Here is a 23,450-nt window from a genome sequence, read left to right as displayed (position 1 = left end):
TTTTTTATTTTTGGAAACGACAAAGGTTCTCAGTATGTCCTAACTTTTTGCAATTTTCGATACGACAGGTTTTTTACAAGAGCCTAGTTATTTAACAAAACATTAGCATAATATCCATTTCATATAAAAATATGTATTGCTTTTAAAACTTTAAATTCAAATAGAGGTATATGGTAGGTGAATTGAATTTTAAATGCACATTATAAAAAAATCTCGATTTTACCTTCTATTTGGTTGGATAAAATCAAGGTTTTGATAATAAAGCTATCCTTTTTTTGAAATAAGAATAGTAATAAATTCATTTTAAATATCCATGTTCTAATAGGGTTATTTAATTAGATCTGGGTCCATCTGAAGAGTATAATGGACGTTCCAAGTCTAATTCACTTATTACATCTTCTATTGGACTATACCATGAATTAGTTGATGAACCTGCAGCATGAACTCCATATATTTGTACATAACCAGAAGCGTTTTTAGGTGATGTTACTGCAGCTCCACTATCACCTGCTACTGAAACTACATCTGTTTTAATTGCGTCTAATACATATCCATCATTATATTTATAACCACCTGTCATTGCCTTATCAACATATTTTGCTACAATTTTGCCCTGATCTGAACCACTATTATCGCCATGTCGTACTACCAAGGCTCCTACAGCTATATAGTTTGAACTAATATACGTATTAACAGGTAAACTAAAAATATATCCTTTAACAGTTGTCCATTGAGTTTTAACGAAAGAGGCATCGCTATATCTAGTACCTGATGGGTCTTTCGTAACTTCTCCTATATATTCATTACCCTCATAGACTGCAGTTCCTTCGCCCGCATTAGAATGCCCTGAAATAACAACACCATAATTACCAGCACTATCAATTGCTCCGAAACTAAGAGTGCTAAATTCATCAGTACCATACGGGTTCTCAGATTGAACTTCAAGTCCACCATATACGGTATTTGCTTGAGGATAAGCCGGACCTTCATGTTCAAATACAAAATCCTCCGTTTGAAGGGCTGTATTTTTTAATACAAATTCTTTAATATTATCAGTATTTGCGCTTTTATCTTGAAGTCCAATAACCAATTTGTTTTTACTTTCATCAACATATACAGAAGAAATACCTAAATCTAATTTTAACCAATCAGCTTTTCTTAAATCAATCTGAGCTTTTCTTAAATGTTTATAAGTGTGTTTTCCGTTATAAAATTTGATTGGTGTGTTTACAGCAAGTTCTTTAAATACATTTCTGTATTTATTTTCTTTGCCTACTAAACCCACATTTAAAATTCCTTCGTCGTCAATGAAAGCACCTGAGTATTGAATATCTGAATCCGCTTCAACATAATCAATAATTTTCTGATACAGTCGATTCGCTTCAGCATCTTTTGATTCTTGCTGGAGCTGCGGTGATATTGAAAAATTAGTATTTGCACTTGTTATACCAAACGATGGTATAACAAATAATGCTGTTGTAAATAATGATAAAGTAATAGACTTTAAATATTTTCTTGCTTTTAAATATTTTTTTGACACTATTTTTCCCTTCTGAATTTTCAGAAATTCCGACTATTATCTTCCCTAAAAAATGAAGTTATACTATAGAATGACAAATTTGTTCGAAATATTATATATTTATTTTTTACAATGAATCTTTAACTACTTGAATACACACTTTCTATACTTTAGCTAATTCCATCCTTGTGTATCAAATTTAGAACAGAATATCGTAGATGCTACTTAACGGCGTACTTCTACAACCTCTAATAGATCGCAAGTTTGGCTTCCTATTATTGATGTTAGAGGCAACTCGTCAATAGATTAATACAATTCTTCAAAACTATTTTATTAAGAGATCTCTTAAACATAATGCTAATCTACTTTTTACGACAAATACAACGAAAAAATTTTGCAGTATTCCGCATATTTTTTTCGTTCGGTATTGCGGGTTTTCATTTCGGTCATTGCGGTTCGTTGCCCATCTAAGAGTTAGCTCAACCCTACCGAAATACAATTGCGGTAAACCGCAATAAAATTACGTTGTTGATGAATGAAATTATACGGTATGTTTAATATACGGAGATTTATATTGATCGGAAAAAGATACACTTCCTTTTATTGTTACTTATATAGAAATGCAACTGGAGGATTACGGCAAATGGAAGTTAGTGTTGGGGATAAAGTTTTCTACCTTGAAAAGGCCTATACGATTTATTACATTTATACCAGCAATTATTGTGAAATACGCGAGATAGGCTCATACCGAACGATTTTAGTGCACGTTGATGAGATCAAATTAATAAATTAACGGAAAAAACCCTCTTATAATGAGGGTTTTTTCCTGTCTTTTTACAACGTCATCCAGCTTTCATCCTCTGGATTTTTACGCCATTCTTTTAATTTTTCAAGCTCAGCTTCACTTACTAAGCCTTTTGCTAACGCTACTTCAATCAAATTAGAATAGTTACTTAACACAAATGCTTTAATGTTCGCTTCTTCAAGCTGTTTATAGCCTCTTTCCAATTCATACGTAAAAATAGCAACCGTACCTAGCACTTCACAACCTGCTTCTCGTAGTGCCTCTACAGCTGTAATCACACTTCCGCCTGTTGATATTAAATCTTCAACAACGACGACTTTTTGTCCCGGCTTTACAGCACCTTCGATCTGATTGCCTCTACCATGACCTTTTGGTTTGCTACGGACATAGCACATCGGTAAATTTAATAGATCACTTATCCACGCAGCATGTGGGATGCCAGCTGTTGCAGTTCCGGCTATGACTTCGCATCCTTTAAATTCCGTTTCGATTAAGCCTGCAAGGCCCTTCGCAATTTCCTTACGAAGCCCTGGATACGATAATGTTAAGCGATTATCGCAATAAATTGGTGACTTTATGCCAGAAGACCATGTAAATGGCTCACTTGGTCTTAAATGTACAGCGCCTATTTCTAATAATTGTGAGGCAATTTCTCGTTTCATTTATTTACCCTCCCACTCATTACGTACAATTTTATAAGCTTCAAGCGGGTTTTCTGCTTTTGTAATCGGTCTTCCGACAACGATCCCCCAGCTACCTCTGTTTCGTGCTTCTTCTGGTGTTGCAATCCGTACTTGGTCATCAACAGAGTTGCTTTTCAATCTGATTCCCGGTGTTACTGTTAAAAAGCTTTGTCCGCACGCTTCAAGAATTTTTTCTACTTCCCAGGTTGAACACACAACGCCATCTAATCCGCTCTTACTTGCATTTTTGGCATAACTCACAACAACCGATTCAAGCCCTTCATTGATTAACAATTCCTCTTGTAACATTTCTTGAGAAGTGCTTGTTAATTGCGTAACAGCAATACATTTTGGTCGCTCACAACCGGCACGTGTACCTAGATCTAAGCCCTCCAATGCAGCTTCCATCATTTGCTTGCCGCCGGCAGCATGGACATTGACAATATCCACATCAAGAGAGGCCAGATTGCGCATCGCACTTTTCACTGTATTCGGAATGTCATGTAGCTTTAAATCCAAAAAAATCTTATGGCCGCTATCCTTTAAAAACGTGAGGATTTGTGGACCTTCTTTGTAAAAGAGCTCCATCCCTACTTTTACATAGAGGGATTCATTTTCAAACTCGGCAAGAAATTGCTGGACTTCGAGTTTGCTCGGAAAATCAAGAGCTACAATTAGCGGTCTTGTTGTCACGATCCCAGCTCCTTCCTGTTAACTCTGAAATATGTCCGACACCAAGCTTGTCTAAAAGCGGCGGTAATTCATCAATTAAGTTTAAGCACACAAACGGGTCGACAAAATTTGCTGTTCCGACAGCAACAGCACTTGCCCCTGCCATAAAAAATTCAACAACATCTTCAGCAGTACTAATTCCACCCATACCAATGATTGGAATATTCACCTTTTGACTTACTTGGTAAACCATTCGAATCGCTACAGGCTTTATCGCAGGTCCTGATAAACCACCTGTTTTATTAGCTAAAATCGGCTTGCCAGTTTTCAAATCAATTCGCATTCCAAGGAGCGTATTAATCATTGTGATCCCATCAGCCCCTGCTTCTTCAACAGCAACAGCCATTTCAACAATGTCAGATACATTCGGTGACAGTTTAACGTAAACTGGAACACTAGAGACTTCTTTTACTTGTTTAGTTAGTTCAAAAGCCACTTCAGGCACCGTTCCAAACTGAATTCCACCGCTTTTTACGTTTGGACAAGAAATATTTAACTCGAGCGCATGTACATTCGGCGCTTTTGATATTTTTTCCGCAACTTGTAAATAATCCTCCACTTGGGAACCGGCAACATTGGCGATAATCGGTACATCAAATTGTTCAAGCCAAGGTAACTCCCGCTCAAGGACAGTCTCCAGACCTGGGTTTTGCAGGCCGATTGCATTTAGCATCCCTGCGCTTGTCTCCGCTACCCTTGGAGTCGGATTACCATATCTTGGTTCCGCTGTCGTTGCTTTAATCATGATCGCACCTAGTTTTGACAGATCATAAAACTGACTATATTCACGTCCAAAACCAAAGCAGCCGGATGCCGGAATAATGGGGTTTTTCAAATTTAATCCCGGAAGGCTTATATTAAGTCGATTCATTTATATCAAAACCTCCCCAATTGGAAATACCGGTCCATCACTGCACACTTTGCGGTAGGATGCCTCACTTGGGTCTTCCTGTAAATGGCATACGCAAGCAAAGCAAGCGCCAATGCCACAACCCATCCGCTCTTCTAATGAAATAAAGCCTTTTTTATCATGAAAACGCTCGTCTAGTGCCCTTAACATCGGAGTTGGTCCACATGCAAATAAACAATCAAATTGTATGTTTTCAAGCGAAATTACATCTGTAACAAAGCCTTGTGTACCGTAGGAGCCATCAACTGTTGCGATAAAAGTTGGACCTAACTCTTTAAATTTCTCCTCATAAAACATCACGGATTGATCTTGAAAGCCAAATACATGAATCACGTTTACACCTTTTTCTACTAACCGTTTTGAGAGATTGTAGAGCGGCGGCACTCCAATGCCGCCTCCTACTAGTAACGCTGTTTCTCCTGCTTCAATTTCATCAATTGGAAAGCCGTGACCAAGTGGGCCAAGGACATCCACTTCTTCATTTTCTTTTTTCTTAGAAAGCAGTGTTGTTCCTTTTCCTTCCGCTCGGTAAATCATTGTGAATTTTTTATTTTCTTGGTCAATATCACAGATACTGATCGGTCTTCTTAATAATGGATCGATACTCTCATCAACTTTCAGATGAACAAATTGTCCAGCTTCTTGCATTTCGACTACAAGTTCTCCTTCAAGAACAAGCTCATATATGTTTTTTGCAATTTCAGCTTGCGAAACAACTTTCATCCATTGTTTTTTCATTGAGGTACGACCACCTTTGCTTTTTCAAACTTTGGCATTTCATCTGTTGAGAACGTCATTGACTCTAAAACCCGTAGAATTGCTGTTGCCGTATCTAGTGATGTTAAGCAGGCCACTCCATTTTCAACGGATTCACGACGAATTCTAAAGCCGTCACGAGCAGGCTGTTTTCCTTTAGTCAATGTATTAATAACGTATTGGGCTTCCCCGTTGCGAATAACATCTAGTAAGTTATGGTCCTCTGAACCAATTTTATTAACGACGGTTACCGGAATATTTTCTTCTTGAATTCGAGCTGCTGTCCCTGCTGTTGCAAGAAGACGGTAGCCGATTCGATGAAAACGACGGGCAATATCGATCGCTTCTTCTTTATCCTTATCAGCGACTGTTAATAATACAGCGCCATAGCTTGGGATCGAAATTCCAGATGCAACCAACCCTTTGTATAAGGCTTTTTCAAGTGTCACATCACGCCCCATAACTTCACCCGTTGATTTCATTTCAGGGCCGAGTGTAATATCAACTCTACGTAACTTGGCAAACGAGAATACCGGTGCTTTTACAAACACTTCATTGCTTTCAGGATGATAGCCTGTTTCATAACCTAAGTTTGGAAGCAATTCCCCTAAAATGACCTTTGTTGCGATGTTTGCCATTGGCACACCAGTAATCTTACTTAAGAAAGGTACAGTACGACTTGAGCGTGGGTTAACCTCCAGGACATACACTTGGTTTTCAAAAACAACGAACTGAATATTTAGCAAGCCGACAATTTCTAAGCCGCGAGCAATTCTAGTTGTATAATCAATGATTTGCTGTTTAATTTCCGCTGACAATGTTTGTGATGGATAGACAGCAATCGAGTCACCTGAATGGACCCCGGCACGCTCGATATGTTCCATAATTCCCGGAATATACACGTTTTCGCCGTCAGAAATACCATCTACTTCAATTTCTTTACCAATCATATAGCGGTCAATTAATACCGGGTGCTCCGGATTTACTTTTACCGCATTCTCCATATAATGAAGCAATTCCTCTTCATGGTAGACAATTTCCATTGCACGGCCACCTAGTACATAAGATGGACGTACTAGAACAGGATAGCCAATGTCTGTTGCAACCTTGACAGCCTGTTCAACAGACGTTGCTGTTTTTCCTTTCGGCATTGGAATCCCAATCGCTGATAAAGCTTGTTCAAACTTATCTCTATCTTCTGCTCGGTCCATATTTTCAAGTGAAGTACCTAGTATTTTCACACCTCTTGCTGATAGCTCAGCTGCTAAGTTAATCGCAGTCTGTCCGCCAAACTGAACGATAACCCCAATTGGTTTTTCAACTTCGATGACATGCATGACATCTTCAATTGTTAATGGTTCAAAATAAAGCTTATCTGATGTACTAAAGTCTGTTGATACTGTTTCCGGGTTATTGTTGATAATAATCGCTTCATAGCCTGCTTCTTTAATAGCCCACACAGAGTGTACTGTCGCATAATCAAACTCTACCCCTTGCCCGATCCGAATTGGTCCAGAACCAAGTACAAGGACGCTTTCTTTAGCAGTTAAAATTGATTCATTTTCCTCTTCATATGTGCCATAAAAATATGGTGTCTCTGATTCAAATTCTGCTGCACATGTATCAACCATTTTGTAAACTGGCATAATTCCATTTTCTTTACGGAAGTCATAAATTTCTCTTTCCGTTTTATTCCAAAGCTTAGCGATTGCAATATCAGAGAAGCCTTTCTCTTTGGCATCACGTAAAAGCTCAGCGTTCATTGGCTCTTTTTTAAATTCACCTTCAAAATCAATGATTCCCTTTAGTTTATCAAGGAAGAAGCGGTCAATTTTGCTCCATTCATGGATTTGTTCAACAGTGACACCGCGACGCAAACCTTCAGCAATTACGAATAGACGCTCATCATCTGCCACTTCAATTCGCTTTTGAAGTGTTTCGGCATCAAGTTCTTCCATGTCTTCAATTTCAATATGATAAACTTTTGCTTCTAAAGAACGGACCGCTTTTAATAATGATTCTTCAAAATTGCGGCCAATAGCCATTACTTCACCAGTAGCCTTCATTTGCGTACCAAGCTTACGGTTAGCTGATTCAAATTTATCAAATGGCCAACGTGGAATTTTGGAAACGATATAATCAATTGTTGGTTCAAAGCAAGCATAAGTCCTTCCAGTTACAGGGTTCATCATTTCATCAAGTGTTAAACCCACCGCAATCTTAGCAGCAAGCTTCGCAATTGGATAGCCTGTCGCTTTTGATGCAAGTGCAGAAGAACGGCTCACCCTTGGGTTTACTTCGATTACATAGTAATTATAGCTATATGGGTCCAGTGCCAATTGAACGTTACATCCACCTTCAATTTTCAGGGCACGAATCATTTTTAATGATGCATTGCGTAACATCTGATATTCACGGTCACTCAATGTTTGGCACGGTGCCACAACGATGGAATCACCGGTATGGATTCCAACTGGGTCAAAGTTTTCCATGCTGCATACGACAATGGCGTGGTCATTTGAATCTCGCATAACCTCGAACTCAATCTCCTTGAAGCCAGCGATGCTTTTTTCAATTAAACATTGTGTTACCGGGCTGTATTTAAGACCACTTGCAACGATTTCTTTCAATTCTTCTTCATTTGCACAAATTCCGCCACCTGTACCACCTAATGTAAAAGCCGGACGGACGATGACAGGGTAACCAATTTCCTCAACAAAAGTTAAAGCTTCAGCTACCGTGTGAATGATCGCACTCTCGGGAATCGGCTCGCTAAGATCATTCATAAGTGTACGGAATTCATCACGATCCTCCGCTTTTTGGATTGCTGACAATCTTGTACCTAAAATTTCAACACTGCATTCCTCTAAAACTCCTGAATTGTGCAAATCCACAGCCATATTTAAACCTGTCTGGCCACCAAGTGTCGGAAGAAGCGCATCTGGCCGCTCTTTGCGAATGATTCGGCTGACAAATTCTAACGTAAGTGGTTCAATGTAAACTTTATCCGCGATTTCCGTATCTGTCATAATCGTAGCTGGATTTGAATTTACTAGAATAACTTCATAGCCTTCCTCTTTTAGGGCTTGACATGCTTGTGTGCCTGCATAATCAAATTCCGCCGCTTGCCCAATAACAATGGGTCCTGATCCAATTACTAATATTTTTTTGATGTCTACGCGTTTTGGCATACAGCTTCGCCTTCTTTCTTTTGAGTTTCGATTAAGTTTATAAAATCATCAAAAAGATGGTTTGAATCCTCTGGTCCAGGTGATGCTTCGGGATGATACTGTACCGTAAATGCCGGATAATCTAGATGCTGTAAACCTTCAACCGTGCCGTCATTTAAGGCGACATGTGTAACCTCTAGACGTGTATTTGCAATTGAATCAATGTCAACGGTATAGCCGTGATTTTGTGAAGTAATATCTACTGCACCGGTCTTGACATTCTTAACAGGATGATTTCCACCGCGATGACCGAATTTCATTTTACTTGAACTTGCACCACAGGCAAGGGCGAATAACTGATGCCCTAAACAAATTCCGAATACAGGCACTTTACCTAACACACCTTTGATCATTTCAATCGCTTCCGGTACATCCGTTGGATCTCCAGGCCCGTTTGAAAGCATAATGCCATCAGGCTTTAAACGTAAAACTTCTTCTGCGGTAATATTATATGGAACTACAATGACATCACAATTACGGCTATTAAGCTCACGTAAGATGCCGTGCTTCATGCCGAAGTCAACCAAGACGACACGATAGCCTCTGCCTGGGCTTGGATAAGCTGTTTTTGTTGAGACTTGGGCCACTTGGTCTGTTGGTAATGGCTGTTTTTTGAGTTTTTCAATGATATCCTGGGCATCAACGTCCATTCCGCAGATGGCACCTTTTAAAGTACCATGCTGACGAATGATTCTTGTTAATTTCCGTGTATCGATTCCTTGTAACCCAGGAATATCTTTACTCTTTAAATATTCGTCCAACGTTTCCTGGCTTCTCCAGTTAGAAGGGGAGTCACAAGCTTCTTTGACAATCAGACCATGAATCACAGGTGAAATGGATTCGAAGTCATCACGATTAATCCCATAATTGCCAACTAATGGATACGTTAACGTAACGATTTGGGCACAGAAGGATGGGTCTGAAATTTCCTCTTGATAGCCTGTCATCCCTGTACTAAATACAACCTCACCAGTTGTATCTTTCATGCTTCCAAACCCTTTACCTACAAATACTGTTCCATCTTCTAATATTAACTGACGTTTCACTCCGCAACACTCTCCTTCTCCCAAACAATTTTTCCATTAGCAATTGTTAGTACGTTCCAGCCTTTACAATTCCAGCCGTTAAATGGTGTATTCCTTCCTTTTGATAAAAACGTTGAACTATCAATTTCTTCTTCTTTTTCGACATCTAGTACTACTAAATCTGCAATACTGCCAACTTCAATTTTCCCATACGGTAAACCAAATGTCTCACATGGTTTAATCGTTAAGTAATCGATAAGTTGTTTTAAAGCCATCTTCCCAGATTGGACAAAATGTGTATATAACAATGGAAAGGCTGTTTCTAATCCTACAATTCCAAATGGTGCTTCAGTCATCTTCCATGCTTTTTCTTCCTCTGTATGAGGGGCATGGTCAGTTGCAATGAAGTCAATCGTACCATCTAATAAACCTTCTATTAACGCATCACGATCTTCTCTTCCGCGTAATGGCGGGTTCATTTTGTAATTAGTGTCAAGACCTGGAATGTCTTCGTCACAAAGTAGTAAATGATGTGGAGTTACCTCTGCTGTGACATTTATGCCTGCCCTTTTTGCATCTCTAACAGCTCGAACAGACTCCTTTGTACTTATATGGCAAACGTGATAATGGCAACCAGCTGCTTCAGCAAGAAGCACGTCCCTTGCAATTTGAACTGATTCACATACAGATGGAATTCCATTGACCCCATGTTTCTTTGAAAACTCACCCTCATGGACAGCACCTTTATTGATTAAGGAATTGTCTTCACAATGAGCCACGATTGCCATGTCTAATTCTGCCGCTTTTTTCATCGCGTCTAGCATCATTCCCGCTGTTTGAACTCCGACACCATCATCTGTAAAAGCAAATGCTCCTGCATCCTTTAAGCTTTTAAAATCAGTTAGCTCCTCACCAAGCTCGCGTATGGTAATCGATGCATAAGGAAGTACTCTTACTTTGGCTGTTTCTTTTATACGATTTTGCAGCCATTCGAGCTGTTCTTTTGTATCTGGAACGGGGCGTGTATTCGGCATTGCTGCTACAGTCGTATATCCACCTCGCGCTGCAGCAAGGGTACCCGTTTCAATTGTTTCTTTCTTCTCACCACCCGGCTCACGTAGATGAACATGCAAATCTACAAAACCAGGAGTCACAATTTTCCCTTCTACATCTCTTACATTCTCTACTGTATCTTGCTTGATAACATCCTCTATTCGAGTAATGATTCCATTTTCAATTAAGATATCTTTTTTTTCTAAATCTCCAGCAAAATTAAATGTTCTAGCATTTTTTAATAGTAATGACACGATCATACCCCCTTATTTTCTGCTTCTTACAGTTGTACAGTCAGTTCATTTATCTTTTGTGTTTCAAATGCACGTTTTAAGACAGCCATTCTGGCAAAAACTCCATTTTGCATTTGCTTAAAAATTCGTGAACGATCACATTCAACTAATTCATCAGCAATTTCAACTCCGCGATTCACCGGTGCGGGATGCATGATAATACTGTGCTTTTTCATAGTCTTTTCTCTCTCAATCGTTAAACCATAGGCTTGATGGTATTCTTCTTTCGAATTCCCCATTTGCCCCGCGTGTCGTTCGTGCTGAATCCGGAGCAGCATCAACACATCTGCTTCGCGCACAGCTTCATCCATTGAAATAAACTTACCTGTATTATCCTGCCATTCATTTGGGCCTGAAAACACTACATTGGCACCTAGTCTTGTTAAAGCATCATAATTTGAATGGGCAACGCGGCTATGGCTAATATCACCGACAATCGCAACATTTAAATCTTTAAATGTTTGAAATTCCTGCTTAATCGTTAATAAATCAAGTAGGCATTGAGTTGGATGCTCTCCTGTACCTGCACCGGCATTGATAATCGGAATGTTTATTTTTCCTACAAGCTCTTGGTAGAAATTATTTTCATGGTGGCGAATGACAACCCCATTAATACCAATGGATTCCAATGTTCGTACCGTATCATATAAAGTTTCACCTTTTTGAACACTAGAGCTTTCCGCGTAAAAATTTAAGACCTCTAATCCCAGCTTCTTTTCTGCTACCTCAAAGCTATTCCTTGTCCGTGTACTATGTTCAAAAAACATATTAGCGACAAACATTTGATGATCGACCTTCCAACTATTCCCCTCGGAAAACTGCTCTGCTTCATGAAGAATATTCTCAATCTCATTCAAAGTTAGGCCTGACATTGTTAATAAATGATTCATTTCATTTGCCCCCATTCGATTAATGAACAAATTAGGTTTAAAAAAACACCCATCTGTATTTGTATATACAAGGGTGCACTTGGAACACCCTTATAAGCCTCTCTGGACCACATTTAAAGTGTGTTTAATCTTAGTTGTTGTCTTCACTTAACAATGCATTTTCATCAACATTCTTTTCTCTGCCAGGCAAGACAAAGTTCAGTATTGCACCAATAATGGCTGCTAATGCCATACCGGAAATTTGAACTTGTTCAGTTACTTGAATAAAGGCCCCGCCAATACCAATTACTAATATTACAGAGGCAATAATTAAATTTCTATTTTTACTGAAATCCACTTTATTATCGATCAACATCCTTAACCCAGATGAGGCGATAATCCCAAACAATAGTATAGATACCCCACCCATTACATTGGTTGGGATTGAACTAATCAATGCGCTAAACTTGCCAATAAACCCAAATATAATTGCGAATACTGCTGCACCGCCAATTACAAACACGCTAAATACTCTCGTAATCGCTAAAACCCCGATATTTTCTCCATACGTCGTATTCGGAGGACCACCGATGAGGGAAGCTAATGTTAACGCAAATCCATCACCTGCAATCGCCCTATGTAAGCCTGGTTTAACAAGTAGATTTCGATTAATAACTTTGCTAAGAACCATCTGGTGTCCGATGTTTTCGGAAAATGTAACAATGACAACCGGAAGCATCGCAATCGCAACACTCCATTTTAATTCTGGAGAGTATGTTACAAAGGGAATTAACAGTTCAGGTGCTTCAAACCATTTTGCTGCGGTCACCCCTGAAAAATCAACAATTCCAACGATAGCTGCATAGGTGTAACCACAAACGATTCCGAATAATACAGGAATAACCCCAAAGAATCCTTTAAAAAACATCGTTGCTATTATTGTTAAGAATAGTGTGACTAATGCAACAGAAAAGTGCAAAGAACTGTAGGTAGCCGCATCATTAGGGTCGATTCTCATTGCCATATTAACCGCGTTTCCTGCAAGCCCAAGGCCGATAACCATAATAACAGGTCCGACAACAATCGGTGGCAAGATATTTAAAAGCCATTTAACTCCGAACTGTTTTATTAGTAAGGCCACTATTCCGTAGATCATCCCTGCCATAAACCCAACTAGCATGGCCGTACCAGGGCCACCACTGGCCTTAGCTGCAATAACAGGCGCGATAAAGGCAAAGGAAGAGCCTAAGTATGCTGGTATTTGACCTTTTGTAATAACTAAGTATCCAAGTGTGGACAACCCACTTGAAATTAGGGCAACCGATGGACTCAATCCAACTAGGAAAGGTACTAAGATCGTTGCTCCAAACATGGCGAACAAATGTTGAATACTAAGAGAAATCCATTGCGGGACTTTTGGTCTTTCATGTACGTCTAATACGATGTCTTGTCTTGTCATTATTCTCTTCCCCTATTCTCTTAATCTGTAGCTTATTCTTTCTCATGAATGCTTACTTGATCAATTGGATCTACTTCATTCAACTCAACAACAATGACCTCTGAACTGGATGTCGGAATATTTTTTCCAACGAAATCTGCTCGAATGGGCAGTTCCCGGTGTCCTCTGTCAACCAAAACAGCCAATTGAATTTGGGATGGTCGGCCGATATCCATTATGGCGTCCATTGCGGCCCGAACCGTTCGACCTGTATATAACACATCATCAACTAGGATTACCGTTTGTTCTTTAATGTCCACTGGTATACTAGACCCATGGATCATTGGCTCATTATTCGAAGTCTTCGTCGTTAAATCGTCGCGATAAAGGGTTATATCTACTTCCCCAACCGGTATCGGATTTCCCTCAATTTGTTTTATTCTTTCTGCGAGGCGATTTGCTAAATAAATTCCTCGAGTTTTAATACCAACTAGAAGGCAGTTTTCAATTCCTTTGTTACGTTCAATAATTTCGTGCGCTATTCGTGTTAATGCCCTACGAATGGCTTGTTCATCAAGGACAATCGCTTTTTCCTTCATGTTGCCTCCACCTCTTTATTTTTAATTTTCCAAAATGTCAATTTTATAGACAAAGCAAAAATCCTCTCACCGATTGGCGAGAGGATCGTTTTTTGTACACGAAGATAAGAGGACAGTCTTCCCCTAGTATTCATATCACGATTTCCTTCTCAGCCTCACGGGACTGTAGTTAAAGGACCTATTTATTTTCTAAAAAAATTATCCCACTAATATCGAATTTTGTCAATTAGCTTTTTCGAAGTTTATTTAGTAATTCTTCAAATTCTCCTGGCAGTGGTGCTTCAAATTGCAAAAACTCTTTTGTGCGCGGATGAATAAATCCTAATATACCTGCATGAAGTGCTTGCCCACCAAGATCCATTGTTTTTTTCGGGCCATATTTTGGATCACCAACTAAAGGATAGCCAATATACTTCATATGAACTCTTATTTGGTGAGTACGGCCGGTTTCAAGCTGACATTCAACAAAGGTATAATCTTTAAATCTTTCTAGCACCCGAAAATGGGTTACAGCTGTTTTACTATTTTCATCGGTCACCGTCATGCTTTGGCGATCATTTTTGTCCCGGCCAATCGGCGCATCAATTGTGCCATTGTCGTGTGAAATATTTCCATGAACCAAGGCTTTATATTTTCTTAAGACAGTTTTATTAACTAGCTGGTCTACTAATGATTCATGGGCCATATCATTTTTGGCTACCATTAGTAATCCTGATGTATCTTTATCAATTCTATGAACAATACCCGGTCTTAGAACCCCATTTATTCCCGATAAATCTTTACAATGCGCCATCAGTCCATTCACGAGGGTGCCGGATAAGTGGCCTGGAGCTGGATGCACAACCATCCCTTTTGGTTTATTAACGACTAGGACATCAGAATCTTCATAATAGATATCGAGATTCATCTCTTCAGGTAAAACATCTAAAATCTCCGGTTCTGGGATTTGAAGTTCGATATAATCATCCAGCTTGCATTTATAATTTCCTTTAATATCTTTTCCATTAACAGTTACAAGTCCATCTTTAATCCATTGTTGAACTTGACTTCGTGACCATTCTTCATTGAAGGTAGATAACACTTTATCAATTCGCTCATTTTCGTTAGCACTTGTTATTGTTGCTTCAAACTTCTCCATTTACCTTTTTCTCCTTTTTAGCTTCCAGCAAAGTATGTATTAATATGAGGATCACCCCAGCGACAAGTGCTGCATCCGCAACATTGAATATTGGATAATTATATTTGAAGAAATAAAAATTCAAATAGAAATCAAAAAAGTCGACTACTTCTTTTCTAATAAGGCGATCTATAAAATTCCCAATCGCTCCCCCAAGGATAAGACCTAATGACCAGCCCATTAACGGGTCCTTTTTCGCCAATTTCCGGATGTAATAAATAACGGCAATAATGACAATAATAGTTATGATATAGAAAAACCACATTTGACCTTGTAAAATCCCCCATGCAGCTCCCCGGTTGCGATGTGAGGTTAAATAAAAGAATTGATCAATGATTGTGATGCTTTCCCCAAGTTCCATCTTTTTAACAACGAGCCATTTCGACCATTGATCAATTAAAATAACAATAATTGCGATAAAATAATAAATCACCAATGCTCCTCCGATCTTCCTATGCCAAAAATTTATTTCTGTAAAATTGTAGCATAGTCGCTGGCAAATTAACAATATAGAGGCTGTTCAACTAGATATGGAAATTGTGTCATTGCCTCTGCTTCACGAAGTGTTCTAACTGTTGGAACAACCTTTAACAGTTCTGTTGGTATCCTTTCACCGGTTTCCTCGCAAACCCCATATAGTCCTAGATCCATTTTGAGCAATGTTCGTTTCACATCCTGTAGTTCGGCTTGAATATGGTGATCTACTTGGTTTAACTTTTCCCGATTATAATACGAAGTTCGATTTAATCCTTCTTCCAGTTCCGTTCTAGTTAATTCAAGCTCTGCTTTAACTTGTGCATAAAGATCGTTCATAATCAAGCTGCCTCCTTGGAAACTTTGAGTTATGTGATTAAATTGTAAGCTTATTGTTGCCAGAACGAATATATTTAGACAGGCAACATTTACAAGCCGAAAAGCGATAGCACCCATTTAGCGAAATCTACTAGTCGCAGGGTGCTGGAGCTAGACATTGAAAAGGCGCACTGCAAATGTGCGCCTTCCGCTTTTCTATTTATTTCACATAATGCTCTTGAACGGTTGTTCCACAGTCTTTACATAATGTTGGATGTTCAGCTACTGCTCCTACTGTTGGTGTAACAACCCAGCAGCGTTCACAAGTCTCGCCCTCAGCCGGTTTAACGACGATTGACAAAGTATCAAAGCTTTGTGCCTCACTTGGAGCATTGCCTTGATCTCCAGCCATTTCTAAATGTGAGACAATGAATAGTTTTTGTAAATCTTCAATATTTTGTAGAAGCTCCTTATATTTAGCATTTGGATATAATGTGATGCTTGCTGTTAATGACTTGCCGATTACTTTTTCATTACGAGCATTTTCTAGAGCTTTTAAAACATCATCACGAATTTCCATAAAGGTATCCCATTTTTCTTCAATAGCTGCTGCGTTCGCAATTTCTGTCACTTGAGGCATATCTACAAGCTGAACGCTTTCTTCTGTAACACCTGGAATGTACTCCCATACTTCTTCTGCAGTATGCGGCAGGATTGGGGTTACTAATTTAGTTAAAGCAAGCAATGTTTCGTAAAGAACTGTCTGGATTGAACGACGGTTTTTACTATTTGCAGCCTCGATGTAAATAACATCCTTTGCCACATCCAAGTAAAAAGAGCTCAATTCAATCGTACAGAAATTATTTACGGCATGATAAATTCCGGCAAAATCATAGTTTTCATATGATGTCAGAACTTTATCAATGACCTTGTTCAGTTTCACTAAAATATAAACATCAACTTCGCGCAGGTCATTTAGGGAAACCTTATCAACAGCAGGATCAAAATCACTTAAGTTTCCAAGTAAGAATCTGAACGTATTTCTAATTTTCCGATATACTTCAGCCACCTGCTTTAAGATCGCGTCGGATACGCGAACATCAGCCTGATAATCAACAGAGGCAACCCATAGGCGTAAAATATCGGCACCTAATTGATCCATGACTTTATTAGGAATGATAGTATTTCCTAGAGATTTACTCATTTTCCGACCTTCACCATCTAATGCAAAGCCATGGCTTAAAATGCCTTTATATGGAGCTTTTCCAGTTACAGCAACACCAGTTGATAAAGATGAATTAAACCAGCCGCGATATTGGTCAGAACCTTCTAAATACAAGTCGGCCGGACGCTGCAATTCTTCCCGTTCTACTAACACCGCTTGGTGGGAAGAACCGGAATCAAACCAAACATCCATAATATCCGTTTCTTTAGTAAACTTGCCATTTGGACTATGTGGTGATGTGAACCCTTCCGGTAATAAATCCTTTGCTTCTCTTTCAAACCATACGTTTGAACCATGTTCTCTGAATAAATTAGAGACATGTGCAATTGTTTCATCCGTAATGATCGGTTCACCATCTTCACCGTAAAATACTGGGATCGGAACACCCCAGGCACGTTGACGGGAAATACACCAATCTTCACGGTCTTTAATCATATTGAATAATCTAGTTTCACCCCAAGCAGGAACCCATTTCACTTCTTTAATAGCCTGCAGCAATTGTTCTCTGAAATCCTTAATCGATGCAAACCATTGTGCTGTCGCCCGGAAAATAACCGGTTTCTTCGTTCTCCAGTCATGCGGATAGGAGTGTGTAATAAAAGTAAGCTTTAATAATGCGCCAACTTCCTGTAATTTCTCTGATACAACCTTATTCGCATCATCATAGAATAAGCCTTCAAAGCCAGGTGCTTGACTTGTAAAATATCCTTTATCATCAACAGGATTTAATACATCTAATCCATACTTTTTACCAACTAAGAAGTCATCTTCACCATGTCCAGGAGCAGTGTGTACACAACCTGTACCTGCATCTGTCGTGACATGCTCTCCAAGCATGACTAATGAATCACGCTCATAGAACGGATGACGGGCTACTACATTTTCAAGCTCTGCACCTTTTACAGTTTTAACAACCTTTACATTTTCCCATTCAATTGTTTTTGAAACTGATTCCAACAATGCAGATGCTAGAACATATTTTTCGCCATCCACTTCAACTACGCTGTATTCCAACTCAGGATGTACACAAATACCGAGGTTCGCCGGAATAGTCCAAGGTGTTGTTGTCCAGATGATGATTTTTTCATCCCCTGCTAGGACACCATTGCCATCTTTTACTTGAAAAGCAACATAAATCGAAGCAGAACGCTTATCTTGATATTCGATTTCTGCTTCAGCTAAAGCTGATTCGGATGATGGTGACCAATAAACTGGCTTTAACCCTTTATAAATATAACCCTTTTTTGCCATTTCCCCGAAAACTTTAATTTGTTGCGCTTCATAACCCTTTGTTAAAGTGATATAAGGATTTTCCCAATCCCCTCTAACACCAAGTCGTTTAAATTGTTCGCGTTGGCAGTCGACCTGCTCATAAGCATATTCTTCACAAAGTTTCCTGAATTCAGCGACACTCATTTTTTTGCGATCTACTTTTTTGTTTTTAGTCAACGCTGTTTCGATCGGCAAACCATGTGTATCCCAGCCTGGTACATACGGAGCATGATAGCCGCTCATTGATTTAAAGCGAACGATCATATCCTTAAGAATTTTATTAAGGGCATGACCCATATGAATATCACCATTTGCATAGGGAGGTCCATCGTGCAGGACAAACAATGGGCGTCCTTCCGTTCTTTTTTGGACCATTTTATAGATATTTTGTTCTTCCCATTTTGCTTGGATTTCAGGTTCGCGTTTTGGCAAATTGCCTCTCATCGGAAACTCTGTTTTCGGCATAAGCAATGTATCTTTATATTCCATTATAAAATCCTCCTATTTTTAATGCATAAGCTATTTTTTTACAATAAAAAAACCTTCTCAATCCCAAGAAAGGGACGAGAAGGTATTCCCGCGGTACCACCCAAATTAGCAAATAAAAGTATAATATTCCATATACTTGTATAATTAAGCTCGCTTTACTATTCGTAACGTGAATAAAACGCCCAAGCTTACTGGCTAACCTCATTTCAGCTTAAGAACTCAAGGGTGATCTTCTTCTTTACTTCTTCCATCGAGCTTGCACTATCCTCGATTCGCTGGCGGTGATCTGTAAAGACTACTGTCCCTGTCATCGTTTAAAAAATAGAATATACAAATTATATTCAAACATTTTGCTTCCGTCAAGTTTTCTTTAAGATTCCGTTAATTCTTCCGGCTCTTCCTCGTTATATTGCATTAAATGCTCCCAATCATCGCTTTCAATCATTTCTAATTGGGCTTTGATTAGCATGCGGAAACGATTGCGGAATACTTTCGATTGCTTTTTCAATTCATCAATTTCAATCGCAATTCTGCGAGATTTACTTAATGCCTCATTTATAATCCTGTCAGCGTTTTTCTCAGCTTCCTTAATGATCAATTTTGATTCTGTTTGCGCGTTTCTTCTAACTTCTTCAGCAGCTTCCTGCGCTACTATTATCGATTTATTTAAAGTTTCTTCAATATTAGAAAAATAGGTTAATCTCTCTGTTAAATCTTTCACTTTTTCTTCAAGGTCTTTTTTCTCACGAATGATGATCTCGTAATCTTTAATAACTTGGTCTAAAAATTCATTAACTTCATCCTCATCATACCCACGAAAACCACGGCTAAATTCCTTATTATGAATATCTAATGGTGTTAATGGCATAGGTGACACCTCCAACATTTAGTAAAAAACCCAAAGTTATGATTTATATATTTTTCGACACATTCACTCTAATTCCTGCAACATTTTCAATAATTATTTTGCCTTTGCCACAACAATACGCCATTTTTCTTTCTTCGTTTGCCCTTCAATCCTTTTTATCTTGCATCGTCCAAACGTCCGCATTGATAATGTATCACCTTGGTGACAAAGAAATGAGGGGTCATCAGTAACCCTCCAATTTACCTTTACCATTTGATTTTGAATGTATGGCCATACTTTTGATCTCGAAAGATTAAACACTTCAGCCAAAATAACATCAAGCCGCATTGAGGATACCGTACACGTATGCTCATGCCATTCATCATTCACGGGTATGATCTTCTCACATCCAATTTGTTCAAGTGTCACATTTGTTTTGCCAACTTGATTGAAATGAAGTCTGACATATTCTGCGACTTGACCTGCTACGAGGATTTGCGCCATGTCGTTATCAATTATGATATCACCAAATTTTGACCTTTTTAACCCCAACCCCATTGTTGAACCGAGAACTTTTCGATGGTCTAGTGATACAAATTTAGAAGGGAATTTTATTGAAAAAGCAACAATATCAAAATCATCATTCTGAACTTCATAGTATTCCGGGTAAAGGATTGCTCTTTTCCGTTCCGCCTGGTCATATCCACCCCAAAAAGCACATTTTACGTCTTCTTTTGAACCTATTATACTTTGAACAATGTCGATCTCCCGAGGGTCATGAAAATCAAGGAGTTTGTATGTATATTCATCGGTAACCTGTTCCCGCCATTCGATAATTTGATCAATAAAAGCACGTTCTTCTTTACGAAAATGTTGATAAATAGACATTGAAATCACCTTTAATCCTAATTTGGTAGATAAATGTAAAAAACAGGGATCCTTTTATAGACCCCTGCTTATGAATTATAGCCCCAAAAAGTGAAATAAGTTTACTGCACCCGCTTGTGCAAATTTTAACACAAAAATGGCTGCAATTGGCGAAATATCAATCATCCCTAAAGGAGGAATAATTCGTCGAAACGGTTCTAAAAATGGTTCTACAATTCTTCCTAGAAATTGTCCTATTGATGATTCTCTAGCACCAGGAAACCATGACATAAAAATATAAATAATGATTGCCCAGCTATAAATTCCAATTAGTTGTGAAATTATACTTCCGATTACTCCCACTTCATCACCACCTGTTCTCTATTGGCTCTATTTCCTCTGCCATATCAGAAATAGAACCAGCTATATCAACATTTTCCGGTGTGCAAATAAATGTATTTGCACCAAGTTTATTAATATCTCCACCTATAGCATAAACGGTACCGCTCAAAAAGTCGACTATTCGCATTCCTTGGTCGGTTGTTACTCTTTGCAAATTAATAACTACAGTCTTTCGACTCTTTAAATGGTCAGCAATCTCTTGAACTTCATCATAGATGCGGGGCTCGCATAAAATAACCTTTGATGATTGCTGAATGCTTTGTAGACTGACAACATTTTGCTTTGATGACCTTGTTACACGTTTTGGGACTTCATACTCCTCTTCCATTAGAGGTTGCTCTTCGATATATTCTTCTTCATCATCAAGGGCGAAAAAGGTTCGAAATTTCGACTTTATGCTCATTACTCATTACACCCCCTAAAATTCCTTTCCGACTAAAGAGGTGCCGATTCTTATCATCGTCGCTCCTTCTTCAATCGCTATTTTATAATCGTTGGACATTCCCATTGATAACTCTTCACACGGTGCGTAGGGAAGGTTTAAAGCTTGTACATCTTTTTGCAGCTTCTTAACTTTAGAGAACGTTTCCCGAAGAACTCCTTCATCCTCTATAAAAGGGGCCATTGTCATAAGACCTACAACCTTAATAAGGGGGAAATCCTTCAGGTTTTCAATAAATGGAACAACCTCATCTACTGATAATCCTTGTTTAGATTCCTCATTAGCGGCATTAACTTGAACAAAGCATTTAATGATATTTTCAGCTCGTTTATTAATTTCTTCAGCCAAGCTTAAGCGGTCTAATGAATGAATATAATCGACTTTATCGATAATATTTTTCACCTTTCTCGTTTGCAGTGTCCCAATAAAATGCCATACGGCATGTTCACCAATGATCTCCCACTTTTGATTTAAGCCGTTATCACGGTTTTCACCGATATGCTCGATTCCTGCAGCAATTGCACTTTGTGCAGTTTCGGTTGATACATATTTTGTTACGGCAATAATTTTGATTTCACTTGGGTCACGGTTTGTTTTTCTGCAAACTTCAGCGATATTTTCTTGAATTAGTTGTAAATTCTCTTTAACTGACAAAACCTGAACCTCCGTCCTTCATACCAATAAAGCTTAGCATTCTTCCTGTTTTACCTTGACTCTTCCGGTGTGAAAAAAACAAATCCGAAGAACAGCTAGTACAGTAGTTGGATATTTCAATATGTTCAGATAGGACGCCTGATTTTCTAATCATTTCATAATTAGCTGCTTTTAAATCAAGACGGTATTGTCCATCTGACACTTTTTCATATATTTTATTTGTTAACGCTCCCTCTAGGTTTTTAGCCATTTGTTCCATTACATAATCATCGACAACATAACAGCATTTCCCAATGGAAGGACCGATACCGACAACTATATCCTCTACAGCGATATTTTCATCACTAATCCACTTCTCTATCATTTTACCACCTATATTGGCTGCCGTTCCACGCCAACCGGCATGGGCTACTCCTATTATATCTTCAGCGGATATAGCAAAAAAATACAATGGAACACAATCAGCATAGGCAGAAAATAGAAAGGTGTTTTGATCTCTAGTATATAACCCATCAACACCCTTTATCGCTGTTTCCATTTGTGTTGAACCTTTCCCCTTATCTTCTTTAGAAACTTTAGCAATTTTATCACCATGAATTTGTTCTGCGCAAATCCATGTATGTAAAGGGGCCCCAATCATTTCGGAAAGCTTCTCTCTGTTCCGAATAACATCTTCCCGCGTATCATTGACATGTAAACCGAGATTCATGGAATCAAAAGGCTTTTTGCTAAATCCACCATTACGTGTAGAAAAGCCTGCTACAATTTTTCGATTTAGAGAGTTCCATCGTTCAATAAACATTACCGATTCCTGAAGTTTAAATGGTTCCTTTATCACGAAGAGCCCCTTTCTCATAAATAATTTTATTTCATTCATATTTTACCACAACATCAATATAAATTAAGAGAAATATATTGAATCAAATATGCCTTGGCATATTTGCGCCTGGATTTTTTCGAGTTTGCTCGAAAAACTACCTCTGAAAATCCATGGCATCCGCCGGAGGCTTTAACATTATTCAGTCTGCTGAATAATGTTAATAGAAAGTTTTTGGTGCTTTTACTTCAGCTTCAATTTCATCATCGTCATGATAATTGGTCCGAAAATAGCGAACAAGAATAACATCGGTACCAATTTTTACGATATTACTCCATGGGACTACAACCTCATCATTTTTTCCGAAAAACCCCATCATTTTTGAACCAGTTTGAATAATGATCGCATCGATTTTACCTGTTACTAAATTTATATCTAAATCCGTAATGTTCCCTAATTTTTTTCCATCAGCAACATTAACAACATCTTTAATTTGGAAATCAGTTATCGTAAGCATATTCATTCCACCTCTTTCCCTACAAATATATGAAATG

At 38.5% G+C, this 23,450-nt stretch carries 23 protein-coding genes and 1 other annotated feature; of the genes, 1 reads left to right on the top strand and 22 read right to left on the bottom strand.

Annotated features, from left to right (window positions below; translation table 11 throughout):
- Nucleotides 1-331 precede the first annotated feature (331 nt).
- The gene (locus P9E47_RS12415; RefSeq protein WP_326163578.1) at nt 332-1,540 is read right to left on the bottom strand and encodes a chymotrypsin family serine protease; all 1,209 of its coding nucleotides are present in this window, start codon (nt 1,538-1,540) and stop codon (nt 332-334) included.
- A gap of 622 nt (nt 1,541-2,162) precedes the next feature.
- On the opposite strand from P9E47_RS12415, the gene P9E47_RS12410 reads away from it, so the two are divergent.
- Nucleotides 2,163-2,312: a hypothetical protein gene (locus P9E47_RS12410; RefSeq protein ID WP_157382046.1), complete on the top strand. Its 150-nt coding sequence runs from the start codon at nt 2,163-2,165 to the stop codon at nt 2,310-2,312.
- Between the two features lie 41 nt (nt 2,313-2,353).
- On the opposite strand, the gene pyrE is transcribed toward P9E47_RS12410, so the two are convergent.
- The 21 genes from pyrE to P9E47_RS12305 all read right to left on the bottom strand — a co-directional run bounded on the left by pyrE (nt 2,354) and on the right by P9E47_RS12305 (nt 23,413).
- Nucleotides 2,354-2,986 carry an orotate phosphoribosyltransferase gene (gene pyrE, locus P9E47_RS12405; protein WP_003329702.1) on the bottom strand — a complete coding sequence of 211 codons (633 nt, stop codon included), beginning with the start codon at nt 2,984-2,986 and terminating at the stop codon, nt 2,354-2,356.
- Nucleotides 2,987-3,700 carry an orotidine-5'-phosphate decarboxylase gene (gene pyrF, locus P9E47_RS12400; RefSeq protein WP_326163577.1) on the bottom strand — a complete coding sequence of 238 codons (714 nt, stop codon included), beginning with the start codon at nt 3,698-3,700 and terminating at the stop codon, nt 2,987-2,989.
- The gene (locus P9E47_RS12395; RefSeq protein ID WP_326163576.1) at nt 3,669-4,610 is read right to left on the bottom strand and encodes a dihydroorotate dehydrogenase; all 942 of its coding nucleotides are present in this window, start codon (nt 4,608-4,610) and stop codon (nt 3,669-3,671) included. The genes pyrF and P9E47_RS12395 overlap by 32 nt, the downstream gene beginning before the upstream one ends.
- Nucleotides 4,611-5,387 (bottom strand): dihydroorotate dehydrogenase electron transfer subunit, encoded by a 777-nt coding sequence (locus P9E47_RS12390; RefSeq protein WP_326163574.1) that lies wholly within the window; start codon nt 5,385-5,387, stop codon nt 4,611-4,613.
- Nucleotides 5,384-8,596 (bottom strand): carbamoyl-phosphate synthase large subunit, encoded by a 3,213-nt coding sequence (carB, locus tag P9E47_RS12385; protein WP_326163572.1) that lies wholly within the window; start codon nt 8,594-8,596, stop codon nt 5,384-5,386. Before carB ends, P9E47_RS12390 begins: the two co-directional genes overlap by 4 nt.
- Entirely contained in the window at nt 8,581-9,681 is a 1,101-nt protein-coding gene (locus P9E47_RS12380) for a carbamoyl phosphate synthase small subunit (RefSeq protein WP_003329707.1), read from the bottom strand. The genes carB and P9E47_RS12380 overlap by 16 nt, the downstream gene beginning before the upstream one ends.
- A complete protein-coding gene (locus P9E47_RS12375) occupies nt 9,678-10,973 on the bottom strand; it encodes a dihydroorotase (protein ID WP_087946143.1) in 1,296 nt (431 codons plus the stop codon). Before P9E47_RS12375 ends, P9E47_RS12380 begins: the two co-directional genes overlap by 4 nt.
- Before the next feature lie 20 nt (nt 10,974-10,993).
- Complete coding sequence (locus tag P9E47_RS12370; protein WP_003329709.1) at nt 10,994-11,896, bottom strand: aspartate carbamoyltransferase catalytic subunit; 903 nt, start codon at nt 11,894-11,896, stop codon at nt 10,994-10,996.
- A 130-nt stretch (nt 11,897-12,026) separates the two neighbouring features.
- Complete coding sequence (locus P9E47_RS12365; protein WP_003329711.1) at nt 12,027-13,334, bottom strand: solute carrier family 23 protein; 1,308 nt, start codon at nt 13,332-13,334, stop codon at nt 12,027-12,029.
- Nucleotides 13,335-13,366: 32 nt separating this feature from the next.
- A complete protein-coding gene (gene pyrR, locus P9E47_RS12360; protein ID WP_003329712.1) occupies nt 13,367-13,912 on the bottom strand; it encodes a bifunctional pyr operon transcriptional regulator/uracil phosphoribosyltransferase PyrR in 546 nt (181 codons plus the stop codon).
- A gap of 226 nt (nt 13,913-14,138) precedes the next feature.
- Nucleotides 14,139-15,050, bottom strand: a complete 912-nt coding sequence (locus tag P9E47_RS12355; RefSeq protein ID WP_326163571.1) for an RluA family pseudouridine synthase — start codon at nt 15,048-15,050, stop codon at nt 14,139-14,141.
- Entirely contained in the window at nt 15,037-15,537 is a 501-nt protein-coding gene (lspA, locus tag P9E47_RS12350; RefSeq protein WP_275450121.1) for a signal peptidase II, read from the bottom strand. Before lspA ends, P9E47_RS12355 begins: the two co-directional genes overlap by 14 nt.
- 53 nt (nt 15,538-15,590) lie before the next feature.
- Nucleotides 15,591-15,902: a TraR/DksA C4-type zinc finger protein gene (locus P9E47_RS12345; protein WP_326163570.1), complete on the bottom strand. Its 312-nt coding sequence runs from the start codon at nt 15,900-15,902 to the stop codon at nt 15,591-15,593.
- Nucleotides 15,903-16,101: 199 nt separating this feature from the next.
- A complete protein-coding gene (ileS, locus tag P9E47_RS12340) occupies nt 16,102-18,867 on the bottom strand; it encodes an isoleucine--tRNA ligase (RefSeq protein ID WP_326163568.1) in 2,766 nt (921 codons plus the stop codon).
- A 67-nt stretch (nt 18,868-18,934) separates the two neighbouring features.
- Nucleotides 18,935-19,187, bottom strand: a binding site (T-box leader).
- A 50-nt stretch (nt 19,188-19,237) separates the two neighbouring features.
- Nucleotides 19,238-19,735: a DivIVA domain-containing protein gene (locus tag P9E47_RS12335; RefSeq protein ID WP_326163567.1), complete on the bottom strand. Its 498-nt coding sequence runs from the start codon at nt 19,733-19,735 to the stop codon at nt 19,238-19,240.
- Between the two features lie 93 nt (nt 19,736-19,828).
- On the bottom strand, nt 19,829-20,602 hold the full coding sequence (locus P9E47_RS12330) for a YlmH family RNA-binding protein (protein WP_326163565.1): 774 nt from the start codon (nt 20,600-20,602) through the stop codon (nt 19,829-19,831).
- Nucleotides 20,603-20,677: 75 nt separating this feature from the next.
- A complete protein-coding gene (locus tag P9E47_RS12325) occupies nt 20,678-20,944 on the bottom strand; it encodes a YggT family protein (RefSeq protein ID WP_326163563.1) in 267 nt (88 codons plus the stop codon).
- A gap of 4 nt (nt 20,945-20,948) precedes the next feature.
- Nucleotides 20,949-21,386, bottom strand: coding sequence for a cell division protein SepF (locus P9E47_RS12320; protein WP_326163562.1), 438 nt, complete (start codon nt 21,384-21,386; stop codon nt 20,949-20,951).
- A gap of 15 nt (nt 21,387-21,401) precedes the next feature.
- Nucleotides 21,402-22,079 carry a YggS family pyridoxal phosphate-dependent enzyme gene (locus P9E47_RS12315; protein ID WP_326163561.1) on the bottom strand — a complete coding sequence of 226 codons (678 nt, stop codon included), beginning with the start codon at nt 22,077-22,079 and terminating at the stop codon, nt 21,402-21,404.
- Complete coding sequence (gene pgeF / locus P9E47_RS12310) at nt 22,069-22,917, bottom strand: peptidoglycan editing factor PgeF (protein WP_326163560.1); 849 nt, start codon at nt 22,915-22,917, stop codon at nt 22,069-22,071. Before pgeF ends, P9E47_RS12315 begins: the two co-directional genes overlap by 11 nt.
- A 199-nt stretch (nt 22,918-23,116) precedes the next feature.
- Entirely contained in the window at nt 23,117-23,413 is a 297-nt protein-coding gene (locus P9E47_RS12305; RefSeq protein ID WP_003329724.1) for a YlmC/YmxH family sporulation protein, read from the bottom strand.
- Between the last annotated feature and the right edge of the window lie 37 nt (nt 23,414-23,450).

It is taken from the genome of Schinkia azotoformans (genome assembly GCF_035811335.1).
Lineage (GTDB): Bacteria > Bacillota > Bacilli > Bacillales > Bacillaceae_J > Schinkia > Schinkia azotoformans.
Note: the sequence above shows the minus strand (reverse complement) of the source record. Positions and strands in the feature narration are given on the sequence as shown.